The following is a 16476-nucleotide window of genomic DNA, read 5'->3' on the forward strand; positions in this document are numbered from 1 at the left end:
AGGGCGACCGTATCCTGCCGGAAGCGGTGGTTATTCACAATCGATTTAACACACCATTTACATCAAATTTGATTGCAGAGGGATACTATTTTTCTCCAGGTTGCACTCTCTCACATTTTTTGCGGTTGCACCTTTTAAAAGTGTTAACTACCGCAGAGAAAATAAATCCAGATGGTTTTCCCCGTCAGACTCCCTCTTTCTTTTTTTAACAATTTATTCATTTTTAAGCTTGCAACGCAGGTCACATTTAACGCGGTTGCACAAAGTTGCAACATAGTGGATATTTTCCGCTAACTATTGGTTAGCAGATAGAGCGAATAACAGGAGTAGAGGGTATGGGAACCACCACAATGGGGGTTAAGCTGGACGACGCCACGCGCGAACGGATCAAAATGGCCGCGTCGCGTATCGATCGCACGCCGCACTGGTTAATAAAACAGGCAATCTTTAGCTATCTGGACAAGCTGGAAAATAGCGATACGCTACCGGAGCTACCTGCGCTGTTTGCCGGCGCGGCAAATGAAAGCGAGGAGCCGGTCGCGCCGCAGGATGAGCCGCATCAGCCCTTTCTGGAGTTTGCCGAACAGATTCTTCCCCAATCCGTCTCTCGCGCCGCCATCACCGCCGCCTGGCGCCGCCCGGAAACCGATGCGGTGTCAATGCTAATGGAACAGGCGCGCCTGTCGCCGCCTGTCGCTGAGCAGGCGCATAAACTGGCGTATCAACTGGCGGAGAAATTGCGCAATCAAAAATCCGCCAGCGGTCGCGCGGGTATGGTGCAAGGCCTGTTGCAGGAGTTTTCCCTCTCTTCGCAAGAAGGCGTAGCGCTGATGTGTCTGGCGGAAGCGCTGCTGCGTATTCCCGACAAAGCTACGCGCGATGCGTTAATTCGCGACAAAATCAGTAATGGCAACTGGCAGTCGCATATTGGCCGTAGCCCGTCGCTGTTTGTAAACGCCGCCACCTGGGGGCTGCTCTTTACCGGCCGACTGGTCTCAACGCATAACGAAGCCAATCTTTCGCGCTCGCTGAACCGCATTATCGGCAAGAGCGGCGAACCGTTAATCCGCAAAGGCGTCGACATGGCGATGCGTTTAATGGGCGAGCAGTTCGTGACTGGCGAAACCATTGCTCAGGCGCTGGCGAATGCCCGAAAACTGGAAGAGAAAGGGTTCCGCTATTCTTACGATATGCTGGGCGAAGCCGCATTAACCGCCGCCGATGCGCAGGCCTATATGGTCTCTTACCAGCAAGCGATTCATGCCATCGGCAAAGCGTCTAACGGTCGCGGTATTTACGAAGGGCCAGGCATCTCGATTAAGCTGTCCGCCCTGCATCCACGCTATAGTCGCGCGCAATACGATCGGGTAATGGAGGAGCTTTATCCACGCCTGAAATCCCTGACGCTGCTGGCGCGCCAGTACGACATTGGTCTCAATATCGACGCCGAAGAGGCGGATCGTCTGGAGATCTCGCTCGATCTGCTGGAAAAACTCTGCTTCGAACCCGAACTCGCAGGCTGGAACGGCATTGGCTTTGTGATCCAGGCTTACCAAAAACGCTGTCCGCTGGTCATTGATTATTTAGTCGATCTGGCCTCCCGTAGCCGCCGTCGGCTGATGATTCGTCTGGTGAAAGGCGCCTACTGGGATAGCGAAATCAAACGCGCGCAAATGGAAGGGCTGGAGGGTTATCCGGTTTATACCCGCAAAGTGTATACCGATGTCTCTTATCTGGCCTGCGCGAAAAAACTGCTTGCCGTACCTAATCTGATCTACCCGCAGTTCGCGACCCATAACGCACACACACTGGCAGCGATTTATCATCTGGCCGGGCAAAATTACTATCCGGGTCAGTACGAATTCCAGTGCCTGCACGGCATGGGCGAACCGCTGTATGAACAGGTCACCGGTAAAGTGGCGGACGGAAAACTTAACCGTCCCTGCCGTATTTACGCGCCGGTGGGAACACACGAAACCTTGCTGGCCTATCTGGTACGACGCCTGCTGGAAAACGGCGCCAACACCTCTTTTGTCAACCGCATCGCCGATGCCACCCTACCGCTCGATGAACTGGTGGCCGACCCGGTCGAGGCCGTGGAAAAACTGGCGCAGCAGGAAGGTCAGGCTGGCATACCGCATCCGAAAATTCCGCTGCCGCGCGATCTGTACGGCGAAGGTCGGATAAACTCCGCCGGACTTGATTTAGCGAATGAACATCGCCTCGCCTCGCTTTCTTCTGCCCTGTTAAGCAACGCCATGCAGAAATGGCAGGCCAAACCTGTGCTGGAACAACCGGTGGCCGACGGTGAGATGACGCCGGTTATCAACCCGGCGGAACCGAAAGATATTGTCGGCTGGGGACGCGAAGCGACAGAAAGCGAGGTTGAACAGGCATTGCAAAACGCGGTCAATCAGGCGCCGGTTTGGTTTGCGACGCCGCCGCAAGAACGCGCCGCCATTTTGCAGCGGGCGGCGGTATTGATGGAAGACCAAATGCAGCAGTTGATTGGCCTGTTGGTGCGTGAAGCGGGGAAAACGTTCAGCAACGCCATTGCCGAAGTGCGCGAAGCGGTAGACTTCCTCCATTATTATGCCGGTCAAGTGCGTGACGATTTCGATAACGAAACGCATCGCCCGTTAGGGCCGGTAGTCTGCATCAGTCCGTGGAACTTCCCGCTGGCCATTTTCACCGGCCAAATCGCCGCCGCGCTGGCGGCAGGTAACAGCGTTCTGGCGAAACCGGCAGAGCAGACATCGCTGATTGCCGCCCAGGGCATTGCCATTTTGCTGGAAGCGGGCGTACCGCCGGGCGTCGTGCAACTGTTGCCGGGACGGGGAGAAACCGTCGGCGCCCAGCTTACCGCCGATGCGCGTGTACGCGGCGTGATGTTTACCGGTTCCACGGAGGTCGCGACGTTATTGCAGCGCAACATCGCCACGCGTCTTGACGCCCAGGGCCGCCCTATTCCGTTGATTGCGGAAACCGGCGGTATGAACGCTATGATTGTCGACTCTTCCGCGCTCACCGAGCAGGTGGTCGTGGATGTGCTGGCTTCCGCTTTCGACAGCGCCGGACAACGCTGTTCCGCGCTCCGCGTGCTGTGTTTGCAGGACGATATCGCCGAACATACGCTGAAAATGTTACGCGGCGCGATGGCGGAGTGTCGGATGGGGAATCCAGGCCGTCTGACGACCGATATCGGGCCGGTGATTGATAGCGAGGCCAAAGCCAACATTGAACGTCATATCCAGACAATGCGCGCCAAAGGCCGCCCGGTTTTCCAGGCCGCGCGTGAAAACAGCGATGACGCGCAGGAATGGCAGACCGGTACGTTTGTTATGCCCACGCTTATTGAGCTGGAAAACTTCGCAGAACTGGAAAAAGAGGTCTTCGGACCCGTGCTGCACGTCGTGCGTTATAACCGTAACCAACTGGCGGAGCTTATCGAACAGATTAACACTTCCGGCTACGGGCTAACGCTGGGCGTACATACCCGTATTGATGAAACCATTGCGCAAGTCACCGGTTCCGCCCATGTCGGCAACCTGTACGTTAACCGTAATATGGTGGGCGCGGTCGTCGGCGTCCAGCCGTTTGGCGGCGAAGGCCTGTCCGGCACCGGGCCAAAAGCGGGAGGGCCGCTCTATCTCTACCGCCTGCTGGCACACCGCCCGCCCAATGCGCTCAATACGACGCTGACTCGTCAGGATGCGCGTTACCCGGTGGATGCGCAGCTTAAAACCACGCTACTCGCGCCGTTGACCGCTCTGACGCAATGGGCGGCGGATCGCCCGGCGCTACAGACGCTCTGCCGACAATTCGCCGATCTGGCGCAGGCCGGCACGCAGCGCCTGCTACCGGGGCCGACCGGCGAGCGTAATACCTGGACGCTGTTGCCGCGTGAACGGGTATTATGCCTGGCTGATGACGAACAGGACGCGTTGACGCAGCTTGCCGCTGTTCTCGCCGTCGGCAGTCAGGCGCTATGGTCAGACGACGCCTTCCACCGCGATCTGGCGAAGCGTCTCCCCGCCGCCGTTGCGGCGCGTGTCCAGTTTGCGAAAGCGGAAACGCTGATGGCGCAGCCGTTTGACGCGGTGATTTTCCACGGCGACTCCGACAAGCTGCGAACCGTGTGCGAAGCCGTCGCCGCCCGCGAAGGCGCGATAGTGTCGGTACAGGGGTTCGCCCGCGGCGAAAGCAATATGCTGCTGGAACGGCTCTATATTGAACGTTCGCTGAGCGTAAACACTGCTGCCGCTGGCGGTAATGCCAGCCTGATGACAATTGGCTAATACTGTGGTTAATTAAGGCTCCGTCAATGGAGCCTTTTTACTCGCGTCAGAGGACCGTATGAAACGAATTTTCCTTACCTGCGCGGCGTTGTTGTTCAGCAGTCAGGCGTTGGCCGATGAGTGTGCCAGCGCCAGTACGCAGCTGGAAATGAATCGCTGCGCCGCCGCGCAATACCAGGCGGCAGATAAAAAGCTGAACGAAACCTATCAAAGCGCGCTTAAGCGTGCGCAACCGCCGCAGCGCGAGCTGTTACAAAAAGCGCAGGTGGCCTGGATTGCCCTGCGCGACGCCGATTGCGCTCTGATTCGTTCAGGTACGGAGGGCGGCAGCGTGCAACCCATGATCGCCAGCCAGTGCCTGACCGATAAAACGAACGAACGCGAAGCGTTTTTAGCCTCGCTGCTGCAATGTGAAGAGGGCGATTTGAGCTGCCCACTGCCGCCAGCCGGTTAACGCACGCGAATCCCTTCAATAATAATGCGCTGAACGCTTTCGACCGTTTGGTTGAAAAAGGCTTCATCGCGAAGCGTCGCGCCGGTTACCGCTTCAACCTGAGGGGCAAAATCGGCGTAATGTTGCGTGGCGGCCCAAATCATGAAGATCAAATGGTGCGGGGAGACGGGCGCCAGTTTCCCGCTGTGCACCCATCCGGCAATCAGCGCGGATTTTTCATCTATCAACGCTTTTAGATCGCCGGTCAGTTCCTCCATCAAGAGCGGCGCGCCCGCCAGCATCTCCATACAGAAGAGCCGCGACGCCTGTGGATAATCACGCGAAACCTCCAGCTTGAGACGGATATACTCTTTGATGGCCTCCAGAGGGGAAAATTCTGCGCGAAACGCCTTGAGCGGCGCCAGCCAGACATCCAGGATCTGTCGCATTACCGCGACATACAGCGCCTCTTTCGAGGGATAATAATAAAGCAGATTGGTTTTGGAGACGCCTGCCCGCTCGGCGACCTGCTCAAGACGCGCGCCATGAATGCCATACTGGGAAAAAACAGCAAGCGCGGCGGTTAAGATAAGCTGCCGTTTTGCACCGGTGGCCTGCGAGCGTTTCCCGATTTTTTTCTCTGTGCGTTGCGACATGCGCCCTCTCCTTTTTGTCAGGACGCAAGCATACCAAATCCGGCTTATAAACAAAAAAACCGCCGGAAATCCGGCGGCGGTGGCGCATGACGCTTTTTAGCGCGAAACGCTCAGCGTCTTGCTGTTGTGACGCAGGCTAGCTATTACGGTTACTGCTTTTGCCCCCTTTTTTGCCTGCTTCGGATGCACGCTGCGGGTCATTCTTAAAATTGCCCCCGCTGTGCTGACCACCTTTACGACCTGCTTCTGATGCTCTTTCGCGGTCTTCCGCAAAATTACCGGAACCGCCACGATGGTTTGCCATTACTGACCTCCGTCATAGATTAGACATCATATTGCATAGGTAATGAGGAGTATCTCCTCGCGCAGCGTATGAACGATATCATCAGTAACGCCGCGTAACATTAAGCATAGTGAAAAACGCCGTGGTAGGCCGCTTACCGAAATATTCTGCAACATCAGAAGCCGAATATGCAGAATAATAACCATAAGAAATAAATAAGTTATTCTTATATTTAGAAAAATCAAAGCGCTTAAAAATGTATCATTTTGCAACAAAGGTCGCCAAATTAATTATTGTTATAAATCAAAGAAATGGCGCTGAAATTTGCACTCTTCACAGGAGAGCATATCTTTAAATAGACGTAGCGAATCGCTACACACCTGATTAATCTGAGGAGTAGTACAAATGGCAAAGATTCTGGTGCTCTATTATTCCATGTACGGACACATTGAAACCATGGCGCATGCGGTGGCGGAAGGGGCAAAGAAAGTCGACGGCGCAGAGGTCATTATAAAGCGTGTGCCAGAAACAATGCCGCCTGAAATCTTCGCAAAAGCTGGCGGTAAAACACAAAACGCACCGGTTGCCACCCCACAGGAGCTGGCGGATTACGATGCCATTATTTTTGGTACGCCAACCCGGTTTGGCAATATGTCAGGCCAGATGCGTACCTTCCTGGACCAAACCGGCGGACTGTGGGCATCCGGCGCGCTATACGGCAAGCTCGGCAGCGTGTTCAGTTCTACCGGAACGGGCGGCGGCCAGGAGCAGACCATCACCTCGACCTGGACTACGCTTGCCCATCATGGGATGGTGATCGTCCCGATAGGCTATGCCGCACAGGAACTGTTTGACGTCTCCCAGGTTCGCGGCGGCACGCCTTACGGCGCAACGACTATCGCCGGAGGCGACGGTTCACGTCAACCAAGCCAGGAGGAACTCTCTATCGCTCGCTATCAGGGGGAATACGTCGCCGGTCTGGCAGTCAAACTCAACGGCTAATCTTCAACAGGAGGATTCGAATGCCAACTCAAGAAGCAAAAGCGCACCGCGTCGGCGAATGGGCAAGCCTGCGTAATACGTCGCCGGAAATTGCCGAAGCCATTTTTGAAGTCGCTCACTATGACGAGAAACTGGCAGAAAAAATATGGGAAGAAGGTAGCGATGAGGTGCTGATCAAAGCCTTTGAGAAAACGGACAAAGACTCGCTCTTCTGGGGCGAACAAATCATCGAACGTAAGAACGTATAACACAAACGCCCCCGCCTGCGCGGGGGCATATGGCTATTTTGCAGCAGTGTTCATGACGTTATCGAACTTATCCAGCGGACAGAAGCCGTTCGCATCCACCGGACATCCTTTCAGTTCCAGGGTTACCCTTTGCGCGGGCGATTTGAGCGTTAACGCTTCCGCATTGCGTAACTGCCGGGCGCTCTGGTAGACATACTCGATTTTCATCAAATCCCGGTTAGCGTTGCCGTCATGCCAGCGTTGGAAGACAAGCTGGCCGCCAATCGGCGTTCTCTCATACTGGTCATGGAGCTGATAGGGTTTAAAATCCAGGGCCGTCAGCAGCGACGCGATATTGGAATCATGCCCCACCAGCACGGTAACCTTCGGCGCGCTAACGCGATCGGCAACCAGCACCTTATCGATATATTTCACCAGCGGCGCAGCGACATTGCGCGCCACCGTGGGTGAGGTAAACAGGCTGTCCTGATAGCCGTTTTTCAGTTTTGACAGCACCTTCCACTGCCGATCGGTGTGGATCCCGCCCCAGGCGACCTGATCCATCGGAAACCCTTCGTAATATTGCAGGGTAAACGCATCCACCAGCGAGTTCCCTACTTTCAGCGGCCCCTGCACGCCAGGCTCTTGCTGATAGTTCGCGCTGAAGGTATCTTTCGCGTCGATTAGCGAACACTGATGCTTCTCTTTGCAGGACGGCGAGTCTTGATAATGCGTTATCTGCTCAAGCAGTTTATAACTCTCATCAAGATGTAGCTGACTACGCGCCTTTTCCATCGCCTGTACGGCCTGTTGCCGGAACGCGGCGGAATCATCGGTAATTACCGGATTGAAGGTAGGGTCCATAGTGCCCATTTTTTCCTGATGATGAACAGGAATATCACAGCCGGGGAAAGCGCCGGTAATGAAAAATTGCGCGGTGGCGACGGTGCGCTGCAAACTATTCGCATAGGCATATACCGTGTCGGGCGCCGGACATTCTCCCGACGGTATCAGCCCCTGCGCGACCAGCCATTCACGTGTGTAGTGTCCCATATAGACTTCCAGCACGCCGCCTTTCGTCGTCAGTTCCCCGCCGGGAACGTCCCACGCCGGCCAGGCGTTCGGCGTCGACTGCGCCAGTACGCTGCCATTATTCGCCAGCGGCGCCCGCAGATTATGGCGGCTCATCATCAGCACCTGTTGTAATTGATAACCCTCCGGCGTTGTCTGCGCCTGTACGGCGGATGACAACAAAACAGCCCCTGCCACAGCAACAGCGAGTAATGATTTTTTCATCCCTATGACCTCTTGTTGTTATCAAATCGTTCTGAGTGTGACAGAAATGGATCATTTTTCCGGGAACGATTTCGCAAAACGGGGGTTTTTCTTACAGTAAACGCGTTAGCGCCGGGAAACCCCGGCGCATATTCAGAACGTTTTTGCCCACCATAGCCGAAGCTTCATGCCCCAGTAGCTGGTCCAGCCGCTGGTGGTGAACATAACCCGACCTTGTGAAACCACCACCAGCGTTGGCGTCACGCTGATTTCCCAGCCAGCGGATAAGGCGCCGTTAGCATCATTGACGACCGGGAAGTCAACGCCCTTGCGCGCCAGCCAGCGGGCAACCTCAGCGTCATCGCCGGAGCGGAGCGCAACGGTCATGACGTTTTCCCCTTCCGCCGCCAGGCGAGCGACCGCAGGCGTAGTAAAGCGGCATACCCCGCACCAGCTGGCCCAAAAATAGAGCAGTACGGGGCGTTCTTCGCTCAATGTCGCCAGAGTTGTCGACTCTCCCGTCAGCGTATGTAACGGTGTCGCGGCAAACGCCGGAGGCGCCTGCGGCGCGCGCCAGACGTCCATGACCACCATTATCGCGATGAGGAGCGCCAGAAAAACCGCGGCTTCACGCAGCCAACGCCGCAGTTTACCCGCCATTGGCAGCCGCCAGTTTTTCTTTCACCACCGCTTCCAGCGTATCCCAGGGCACCGCGCCCGGAATCAGCTCGTCGCCAATGATCGTCGCTGGCGTTCCTTGCACGCCGACCAGCCTTGCCAACTGCAAATTAGTGCGTATCGTTTCCATGCTTTTTTCATCCAGAGTCACTGGCGTCGCCCCTGCTTTCTGCTGGGCCTGTTTAATACTGTCATCCGTATGGTAACCGAGCTTTTGCATGAGTTTTTCATGTAGCGCGAGGAACTGTTGCGGATGCTCGCGCCAGGTGGTCAGCGCAATACGCGCCGCCAGTATGGAACTCTCTCCTTTAAATGGCAGCGGTTTAATAATGACCGCAACGTCAGGATATTTCTGCACAATCTTTTCCAGCATCGGATCGAGCTGTTTGCAGTACGGGCAGTTGTAATCCGTAAAGTTCACCAGCGTCAGCTTAGGGTGTTTAGCGCCTATCCGCGGGCTGGCAGGATCGTTAAACAACGCCGCATGGATCAGATTTTCAATCTGCTTTTCCTGATCCGGCGTAAAAGGGGCGGTTTCTTGCGCGATGCTCAGCGTTGAAAACAGCGCCAGCAGTAAAACAATCATGTATTTCATTGGGTTATTCCTTTCGCTTTTTTCAACGTTTGTAATACCGCATCGCGGGTCAGCAAAGTGGGCAATGCCTCCCCTTCCGGCAAGCCGGGGCCATATACCTGATTAAACGGCACGGCGACCTGGCCGCGCGTTTTCAGAAAATCTGTAATGGCATCGGACGGCAGCGTCCAGTCTCCCCGCAGCGCCACAACATCCGGCTGTTGCAAGGCGGCCTGCACATCCTCTTTTTGCAGGACGTTGTATTTATTCACTTTACAGGTAATACACCAGTCCGCAGTGACATCGACAAATACCCGCTTATGCTGCGCCAGCGCCGACTGGATTGCCTGTTCACTCAACGGTTGCCACTGAACCGTGTCTTGCGCGCTCTTTGACGCAGTGAAGCCGAAATGCGGCAGGAGTAACGTCGCCAGCCAGATAGCCGACCCCAGCATCATCAGACCGAGGATCCTGCGCAGGACATTCATCCAGCGCCCGGGGCGCGGTAAACGTAGCGCAAGCCCTGGTCGTATCGCGACCAGTAGCCACGGCGCGCTCATCCCCAGGCCAAGCGCAAGGAACAGCCCCCACAGCGTCGGCAGCGACGCCGTGAGCGCCACCGCGACCGCCGTGCCCAGAAACGGCGCGCTACAAGGCGTCGCCAGCAGCGTGGCGAATGCCCCCTGCCAGAAATGTCCCGACATACCGTTACCACCGTAAGTGGCCAGTTTCGTGGTCATAGATGAGGGAAGCCTGAACTCAAAAAGCCCGAACAGGCTGGCGCTAAACAACAACATCACCAGCGCCATAAAACCAATAAACCATGCATTCTGGAACTGAACTCCCCAGGCCAGCGCATGGTTTGACAGGCGAAGGAGGGTCATAAACGCCGCCAGCGCCATAAATGACGCAATGATACCGGCGACCGAAGCCAAAAATTGTCGCCTGATGTGAGAGCGGCTTTTTTCCTCTACCAATAAAATAGAGCCAAGTTTCATGCCCAGAACCGGCAGTACGCAGGGCATTAAATTAAGAATCAGTCCGCCGATCAGCGCCATCATTACAACTTGCCAGAAAGGTAGCGCCGCATTGTCCGGCGTTTGCGCTGGCGCAGCGCCAATGGTTTGCGTGCTCTCCTGGGCGATAGCGCCATCGGCTAACACGAGGGTCAGCGATTTGTTGCGCAAATCGGGCGCCTTTTCGCCCCAACTGTCCGTCACCGGCACCGTCGCCTGTAACCTGTCGCCCTCTACGCGCAGGCGAGGCTTCGCAAAATCGACGTCATCTATGGTGTCAAGATAGAGCCCGGGCGATGACCAGCCCGCCGCTCGCGTAGCAGTGACCACCAGTTCTCCCGGGCGATAGCCGACGTCAAGCGAGTCCGTTAGTCCACTGCGGAGCGGAACTTTACCCATCGCCCGCGCATAGTCATGGGCAAAATCGGCATTCTGCACAGTGGGCGTCACGGAAAAGGGGTAATCGGTCAACAGACAAACATTGCTGCAGGTTGATAACGTCAACACGCCGCTCAAGGTCGCGGGCGGCGTACCGCGCACGATCATCGGAAAGGTCACCTCGTCGTGATATCCCTGGGTGGTGATATTCGCCACATCAAAGCGCGAGGGGGTTGGCCAGAACCAGCTTACCTCAGGCATGTCGCCTTTCCAGGCGATAGAGGGCGCCACGCCCCCTTCCCCCGGCGCGCGCCAGTAGGTTTTCCAGCCGTTTTCCAGTTTGACGTCAAGCAACAGCCGGGTCTCACCGTTAGCGGACGTATCGGCACGTAGCCGTATGCTGGCATGGTCGTTATCGGGCGAGCGCAGCCAGCCGCTTTCCGCCGCCCAGGAGACGGGCAGCCAAAGCCATAACAGGCAGAACAGTATCCGCCTGAATAAAATCATCATATTTTTTCTCCGTGAATGAGTAATTAACCGTTAGCAATAACCGGTCTGTCATTCACGGAAGACACAAAATCGTAGATGTACCCGTAATGTGGGCGGCGAAATAGCCCGTGGAGGCGAAAACGGCAGGCGCATGACCCGGACAGGCGCCAGTAAGGAAAGCAGTAGACAAAGCGCAAGGATAGCGCCTTCAAAGAGTACCGGAGGCGCCGCCAGCAGCGACTTGGCGCTTAATTCGCAGGGGGTGACCGGCGAGCCGTCATCTGTCGAGGAGGGAGCGCTGACCACCGCAGCAGAGGCCGTCGCCTGCATCTGCAAGGCGTGCAGGCCCGCCATGCGTTGCGCGGTACAAACCATTACCACGACACATGCAAGGCAAAGAAACCACCAGCCCATCCGTTGTTGTTTCGCCATTGCGCCCTCACTGTTTAACGCGAGTTATCTTAGCCACTGGCGCGGTTTTGGCAACCTTTCCCCTGTAAAGTTATGTCGGCGCGCTGCGCAACCTTCTGATAGTCGAACAACGTAATTTATTCTTACTAATGATATAACTGGTGTTTTCATACGCACTTTTCAGGTTTACCCTACACTTAGTGGAGAAACCTTTTTGGGGTCCCTTCTGTATGTATTGATTTAGCGAGATGATGCTATGGAACTTAAGGATTATTACGCCATTATGGGCGTGAAACCGACGGACGATCTCAAGACGATTAAGACCGCCTATCGCCGACTGGCCCGCAAGTACCATCCAGATGTCAGCAAAGAACCCGATGCCGAAGCCCGTTTCAAAGAGGTTGCTGAAGCATGGGAAGTGCTGAGTGATGAGCAACGGCGCGCCGAGTATGACCAGTTATGGCAACACCGTAACGATCCACAATTTAATCGCCAGTTCCAGCAACACGAAGGCCAGTCGTATAACGCCGAAGATTTTGATGATATTTTCTCGTCTATTTTTGGTCAGCACGGTCGCCATTCGCACCACCGCCACGCCGCACGCGGTCATGATATCGAAATTGAAGTGGCGGTATTCCTGGAAGAAACGCTGGAAGAGCACCAGCGTACGATTAGCTATTCCGTCCCCGTTTATAACGCGTTCGGCCTGGTGGAGCGGGAAATTCCCAAGACATTGAATGTGAAAATCCCGGCTGGCGTCAGCAACGGGCAACGAATCAGACTGAAAGGCCAGGGCACGCCGGGGGAAAACGGCGGACCTAATGGCGATTTATGGCTCGTTATCCATATTGCCCCGCATCCGCTCTTTGATATCGTCAATCAGGATCTGGAAGTCGTCCTTCCGCTTGCCCCATGGGAGGCGGCGCTCGGCGCTAAGGTGTCTGTGCCAACGCTTAAAGAGCGTATTTTGCTGACCATTCCCCCCGGCAGCCAGGCTGGTCAGCGGCTGCGTATCAAAGGAAAAGGATTAGCCAGTAAAAAGCACACTGGCGATCTCTATGCCATCATCAAAATCGTTATGCCGCCGAAACCTGACGAGAAGACAGCTGCCCTGTGGCAACAACTGGCGGACGCGCAGTCGTCCTTTGACCCACGCCAGCAATGGGGGAAAGCATAATGGCTAACATCACTGTCACCTTTACCATCACCGAATTTTGTTTGCACACCGGCGTGACGGAAGAGGAGCTAAACGAAATCGTCGGACTTGGTGTAATTGAGCCTTACGAAGACGATAACGCCGACTGGCAATTCGACGATCGCGCAGCGAGCGTGGTACAACGCGCGCTACGCTTACGCGAGGAGCTGGCGCTCGACTGGCCTGGGATCGCGGTCGCGTTAACGCTGCTGGAAGAGAATTCACGGCTGCGCGAAGAAAACCGGTTACTGCTGCAACGCCTTTCTCGCTTTATCTCGCATCCCTAATCCACGATAAAGGCAATAAACCGAGGGTGGGCTTTCTGCCCGCCCCGGATTTACATGCACCCAGTATAATACCAGAATGCCTCTGACATACTTCCCCCAACGGAAGAAATATAGCCTTTCACCGCGCACAACCCGATCAACGAACCGCCAATGTCAGCCATTAATGCGCCATTGCGAAGATCATCGTTTAAATAAAGACCAGCCATAAGTTCACATTTTTTAGATACGTCGGTTATTTTTACACGTTAGCGATCATTTATTGCCTGAAGAATATATTCTTTCACTGTTTTGTACTCTCTGGTTGATACGTACCTTCTCCCTGTCAATGCCGGGTAAAATGTACCGCTGCGCTTACAGGTTGCGGTATTTATAAATAAGAAATACAACAGTCACTTACAGTTTAATAATTGAGCGTTATAACATCCACTACCGCCTAATATTTACACCACGTATAAAATACAAAAATGTAATAGAATGTAAACAAAATAAGAGCATAAAATAAATAACTTATTAAAAAATCAATATAAATAGAGTGGTCAATAAAAAACGATCGTTTTCAACGAGTTATGTTTCTCAGATTTTCATCTATCCTGAATAGGCTTGCGGAAAATGTAATTTACACCATTGACTATTTCACTTAAAAGGTTTCTGTAATGGAATGGAAGGTCGTTGATACAGTTATAAGTCCCTCTACCGGAGTGTCGTTCTCATGCATACATAGCCTAAAAAATCTTAGATTGACCTTATGGTATCAGGCAGATGTTTACATGCCTCCAGGTAGCATTATCATCCCCTTTAATAAGGGGGTCTTAATAAACGATAAACTTTATCCCGTTACTGTTTACAACGTTACCAGGTTTAATCCTGTTCTATGGAAATCGCTTAAAGAAAATAGCCACTGTCCTGGTAACTGCAATCCTAAACCAGAAGCCTGCAGTTATCCTTTCGAGTGTCTGGTATCCGTTTGTCCATTTGGTTTAACCAGAAATATTCAAATAGATAATAAGAAAGTTTAGGAAATAAAGTATGCATTAGCCATACTACTGATTAAGTGTATTCGCGCACGTTTGCAGTATTTTGCAGTTAAATATGTTTGATATAAAAATTGTACAGTTCGGATATTTTTTGATTCGTTTAATCTAACCTTCACTTTGGCAACGAGGAGCCGGTACAGAGGATATTACTGATGGCCGGCAGACAAAGAAACGCATTGCTTTTAACACTGTATAAATTCCATCCGTGACATTCTTATTTCGTGATATTTCACCAGAGCAATCATCTTACCTTTATTGTGCATAAAAATCAGCAAGTAGTGTTTAGAAAAAATAATGTTTTAGACAAAAGCTCTGCGCGTCATGCTGATCGCCAAAAGCATAACGGGCTGACATCATGTCAGCCCGTGGGTTTACCCCTGCCCTGATACTTACGGTACGCTTATCGTCATATTGTCATGACCGACAATGACAGGGCCCGGGTAATTTTTCATGGCTTCCTGTTGCCAGACGTCATCCGCAACCGTCGCAGGCACCAGATGACTTAACACCAGTTTTTTCACGTGGGCCTCGCGAGCAATCTTACCGACATCTTCAATCGTGGTGTGATGCGACGCAATCGCTTCAGCCAGCGTTTTTCCGTTGCCAATGCTATTAGCCAGTTTTGCTACCGAAGGGACATGTACCGCCTCATGTACCAGGATATCCGCCCCCTGGGCAAACGTTGCAAGCGGCGGAAACCAGGACGTATCGCCAGAGAAGACGATTCGCTTACCCTGGGTATCAAAACGGTAAGCAAACGCTTCACCGTCCGGGAAAGGGGAATGAGGCACTTTCAGCGCGCTTATTGTGACCAGTTCATCTTTATAGATGACGCCCTGGCCAATATCGGTCGCCTTAACCAGGTTGCGCGGATCGGGTTTCCCCTCTTCTTCCATGCGTAGCGTGATATCCCTGTCAAAGACCTTCCAGCTAGCCTTCGTCATCGCCTGGGTTCCCGGCGGGCCATACACCTGTATGGTATGGTCTTTCAGACCACTTGCCCAGGCATTCATCAGCAAGGAAGGATAATCCAGTATGTGGTCGCTGTGCAGATGGGTGAGCAAAATAGTATTGATGTTGCGCAGTGGAATGCCGTTTTTCACCAGTTGCAGACTGGCACCGTAGCCGGCATCTATCAGCCATATTTTATCGCCGATAGTGAGCGCCGTCGCTTGCGGTAGTCTGGCTGTATTGAGCAAAGAAGGCCCGCCTTTGGTGCCCAGTAAAACAATGTTGATCTCTTGAGGCGCAGGAGTACCGGCAGCAATGGCAAGGTGGCTTTGCGCCAGCATACAAACCGCCAGCATAGCGACGCTTTTTTTCATCATGTTTTTACTCTTCTTAGTTGAGAAAAGAGGGAACTTCACGTTGGCGAAACTGCGAAGGAGAACAGCCAGCAAGGCGATTAAAGAAACGGGCGAAATAAGCCGGATCTTTAAAACCTAATTGCCAGGCGATCTCGTTGACAGCATTGTCGGAAAAAAGCAGCAGTCGTTTCGCCTCGCGTAATTGCCGATCAAAAATCAGGCGTTTAGGCGGGCGATTAGCAAAACGTCGGCAAATATCGGTCAAACGAGATTCGGTAATATGCAACTCGCAGGCATAATCGGGCACCGTCCAGTGCTGATGGAAGTGGTTGTCAATTAACAGGGTAAAGCGCTGAAAAAGTTTCAGTTCACCGCGCATCCCGGTTGCGGCGTGATCGTCCAGCTTCGCATTACGCAACAGCAAGGTAAATACCGCCTGCGCCAGTAGCACCAGGGTATGTTCGCAGCCAGCCAGTTGTTCCGTGGACTCCCGCTCAATTAGCTGCCAGTAATGTTTGAGCGCCGCCAGCTCGTTGGGTTTATCCGCCAGCGACAGACAGATTCCCGGCAGGCCGAAGGCCTCTCTGGTGCCGGGATAAAGCACTTCCAGCAGCGGCCAAACCAGCCCTTCGCGTACCGTCAGAACATGACCATCGCTATCCGATTCGGTAATAAAAGCATGCGGCACCGAGGGCGGCGTAAGCACAAATAGCGGCGCCTGCACCGAATAGCGATGATCGTCGAGCTGTAGCTCAATCTGCCCGGTATCAAGAAAGTGCATTTGAAAAAACTGGTCGTGGCGATGCGCCTGCATATCACGACCAAAGAAATCCGCCATACGAGCAAACGACTGATAATGCACATCGTTACTGCCCATGCTTTCGTCATACTCTTTGCTGATATCAATATTGGCGATCGCACGTTGGCACATAG

Annotated in this window: 16 protein-coding genes; 7 read left to right on the forward strand and 9 right to left on the reverse strand. The window is 53.7% G+C overall.

Annotated features, from left to right (window positions below; all coding sequences use genetic code 11):
* Window positions 1-335 precede the first annotated feature (335 nt).
* On the forward strand, window positions 336-4298 hold the full coding sequence (gene putA / locus NA330_RS03300) for a trifunctional transcriptional regulator/proline dehydrogenase/L-glutamate gamma-semialdehyde dehydrogenase (protein ID WP_052894789.1): 3963 nt from the start codon (window positions 336-338) through the stop codon (window positions 4296-4298).
* A gap of 58 nt (window positions 4299-4356) precedes the next feature.
* A complete protein-coding gene (locus tag NA330_RS03305; protein ID WP_000821064.1) occupies window positions 4357-4752 on the forward strand; it encodes a lysozyme inhibitor LprI family protein in 396 nt (131 codons plus the stop codon).
* Here the strand turns inward: NA330_RS03305 and rutR are convergent.
* Window positions 4749-5387, reverse strand: a complete 639-nt coding sequence (gene rutR, locus NA330_RS03310; protein WP_000083128.1) for an HTH-type transcriptional regulator RutR — start codon at window positions 5385-5387, stop codon at window positions 4749-4751. The genes NA330_RS03305 and rutR overlap by 4 nt on opposite strands.
* A 136-nt stretch (window positions 5388-5523) precedes the next feature.
* On the reverse strand, window positions 5524-5691 hold the full coding sequence (locus tag NA330_RS03315) for a general stress protein (protein WP_001273663.1): 168 nt from the start codon (window positions 5689-5691) through the stop codon (window positions 5524-5526).
* 384 nt (window positions 5692-6075) lie between these two features.
* Here NA330_RS03315 and wrbA point away from each other — a divergent pair, with 384 nt between their 5' ends.
* Complete coding sequence (wrbA, locus tag NA330_RS03320) at window positions 6076-6672, forward strand: NAD(P)H:quinone oxidoreductase (RefSeq protein WP_001062898.1); 597 nt, start codon at window positions 6076-6078, stop codon at window positions 6670-6672.
* Window positions 6673-6692: 20 nt separating this feature from the next.
* Complete coding sequence (locus NA330_RS03325; RefSeq protein ID WP_001143125.1) at window positions 6693-6920, forward strand: YccJ family protein; 228 nt, start codon at window positions 6693-6695, stop codon at window positions 6918-6920.
* A gap of 33 nt (window positions 6921-6953) precedes the next feature.
* Here NA330_RS03325 and agp read toward each other — a convergent pair whose 3' ends face one another.
* From agp to NA330_RS03350, 5 genes are all read right to left on the reverse strand, one after another.
* Window positions 6954-8195 (reverse strand): bifunctional glucose-1-phosphatase/inositol phosphatase, encoded by a 1242-nt coding sequence (gene agp, locus NA330_RS03330; protein WP_000749193.1) that lies wholly within the window; start codon window positions 8193-8195, stop codon window positions 6954-6956.
* A 132-nt stretch (window positions 8196-8327) separates the two neighbouring features.
* Entirely contained in the window at window positions 8328-8834 is a 507-nt protein-coding gene (locus NA330_RS03335) for a protein disulfide oxidoreductase (RefSeq protein ID WP_023241554.1), read from the reverse strand.
* Window positions 8824-9447 (reverse strand): DsbA family protein, encoded by a 624-nt coding sequence (locus NA330_RS03340; RefSeq protein WP_023238111.1) that lies wholly within the window; start codon window positions 9445-9447, stop codon window positions 8824-8826. Before NA330_RS03340 ends, NA330_RS03335 begins: the two co-directional genes overlap by 11 nt.
* On the reverse strand, window positions 9444-11330 hold the full coding sequence (locus NA330_RS03345; RefSeq protein ID WP_000972970.1) for a protein-disulfide reductase DsbD family protein: 1887 nt from the start codon (window positions 11328-11330) through the stop codon (window positions 9444-9446). The genes NA330_RS03340 and NA330_RS03345 overlap by 4 nt, the downstream gene beginning before the upstream one ends.
* Window positions 11331-11378: 48 nt before the next feature.
* The gene (locus NA330_RS03350; protein WP_001118902.1) at window positions 11379-11741 is read right to left on the reverse strand and encodes a copper resistance protein; all 363 of its coding nucleotides are present in this window, start codon (window positions 11739-11741) and stop codon (window positions 11379-11381) included.
* 235 nt (window positions 11742-11976) lie between these two features.
* Here NA330_RS03350 and cbpA point away from each other — a divergent pair, with 235 nt between their 5' ends.
* The 3 genes from cbpA (at window position 11977) to NA330_RS03365 (ending at window position 14218) form a co-directional block, all read left to right on the forward strand.
* On the forward strand, window positions 11977-12897 hold the full coding sequence (gene cbpA, locus NA330_RS03355) for a curved DNA-binding protein (protein ID WP_023198956.1): 921 nt from the start codon (window positions 11977-11979) through the stop codon (window positions 12895-12897).
* Entirely contained in the window at window positions 12897-13202 is a 306-nt protein-coding gene (gene cbpM, locus NA330_RS03360; protein WP_001284251.1) for a chaperone modulator CbpM, read from the forward strand. Before cbpA ends, cbpM begins: the two co-directional genes overlap by 1 nt.
* A gap of 653 nt (window positions 13203-13855) precedes the next feature.
* Window positions 13856-14218, forward strand: coding sequence for an anti-adapter protein IraM (locus tag NA330_RS03365; RefSeq protein ID WP_001537781.1), 363 nt, complete (start codon window positions 13856-13858; stop codon window positions 14216-14218).
* Window positions 14219-14625: 407 nt separating this feature from the next.
* On the opposite strand, the gene NA330_RS03370 is transcribed toward NA330_RS03365, so the two are convergent.
* A complete protein-coding gene (locus NA330_RS03370) occupies window positions 14626-15564 on the reverse strand; it encodes an MBL fold metallo-hydrolase (protein ID WP_000976561.1) in 939 nt (312 codons plus the stop codon).
* Window positions 15565-15577: 13 nt separating this feature from the next.
* Window positions 15578-16474 carry a 4-hydroxyphenylacetate catabolism regulatory protein HpaA gene (gene hpaA, locus NA330_RS03375; protein WP_023241552.1) on the reverse strand — a complete coding sequence of 299 codons (897 nt, stop codon included), beginning with the start codon at window positions 16472-16474 and terminating at the stop codon, window positions 15578-15580.
* Window positions 16475-16476: the final 2 nt, after the last annotated feature.

The sequence above is a fragment of the Salmonella sp. NW722 genome (assembly GCF_051702785.1).
Taxonomy (GTDB): Bacteria; Pseudomonadota; Gammaproteobacteria; order Enterobacterales; family Enterobacteriaceae; genus Salmonella; species Salmonella enterica.

What these genes read in the sequence shown, in the direction of transcription:
- putA (WP_052894789.1), top strand. Translation starts at nt 336, where the DNA reads ATGGGAACCACCACAATGGGGGTTAAGCTGGACGACGCCACGCGCGAA.
- NA330_RS03305 (WP_000821064.1), top strand. Translation starts at nt 4,357, where the DNA reads ATGAAACGAATTTTCCTTACCTGCGCGGCGTTGTTGTTCAGCAGTCAG.
- rutR (WP_000083128.1), bottom strand. Translation starts at nt 5,387, where the DNA reads ATGTCGCAACGCACAGAGAAAAAAATCGGGAAACGCTCGCAGGCCACC.
- NA330_RS03315 (WP_001273663.1), bottom strand. Translation starts at nt 5,691, where the DNA reads ATGGCAAACCATCGTGGCGGTTCCGGTAATTTTGCGGAAGACCGCGAA.
- wrbA (WP_001062898.1), top strand. Translation starts at nt 6,076, where the DNA reads ATGGCAAAGATTCTGGTGCTCTATTATTCCATGTACGGACACATTGAA.
- NA330_RS03325 (WP_001143125.1), top strand. Translation starts at nt 6,693, where the DNA reads ATGCCAACTCAAGAAGCAAAAGCGCACCGCGTCGGCGAATGGGCAAGC.
- agp (WP_000749193.1), bottom strand. Translation starts at nt 8,195, where the DNA reads ATGAAAAAATCATTACTCGCTGTTGCTGTGGCAGGGGCTGTTTTGTTG.
- NA330_RS03335 (WP_023241554.1), bottom strand. Translation starts at nt 8,834, where the DNA reads ATGGCGGGTAAACTGCGGCGTTGGCTGCGTGAAGCCGCGGTTTTTCTG.
- NA330_RS03340 (WP_023238111.1), bottom strand. Translation starts at nt 9,447, where the DNA reads ATGAAATACATGATTGTTTTACTGCTGGCGCTGTTTTCAACGCTGAGC.
- NA330_RS03345 (WP_000972970.1), bottom strand. Translation starts at nt 11,330, where the DNA reads ATGATGATTTTATTCAGGCGGATACTGTTCTGCCTGTTATGGCTTTGG.
- NA330_RS03350 (WP_001118902.1), bottom strand. Translation starts at nt 11,741, where the DNA reads ATGGCGAAACAACAACGGATGGGCTGGTGGTTTCTTTGCCTTGCATGT.
- cbpA (WP_023198956.1), top strand. Translation starts at nt 11,977, where the DNA reads ATGGAACTTAAGGATTATTACGCCATTATGGGCGTGAAACCGACGGAC.
- cbpM (WP_001284251.1), top strand. Translation starts at nt 12,897, where the DNA reads ATGGCTAACATCACTGTCACCTTTACCATCACCGAATTTTGTTTGCAC.
- NA330_RS03365 (WP_001537781.1), top strand. Translation starts at nt 13,856, where the DNA reads ATGGAATGGAAGGTCGTTGATACAGTTATAAGTCCCTCTACCGGAGTG.
- NA330_RS03370 (WP_000976561.1), bottom strand. Translation starts at nt 15,564, where the DNA reads ATGATGAAAAAAAGCGTCGCTATGCTGGCGGTTTGTATGCTGGCGCAA.
- hpaA (WP_023241552.1), bottom strand. Translation starts at nt 16,474, where the DNA reads ATGTGCCAACGTGCGATCGCCAATATTGATATCAGCAAAGAGTATGAC.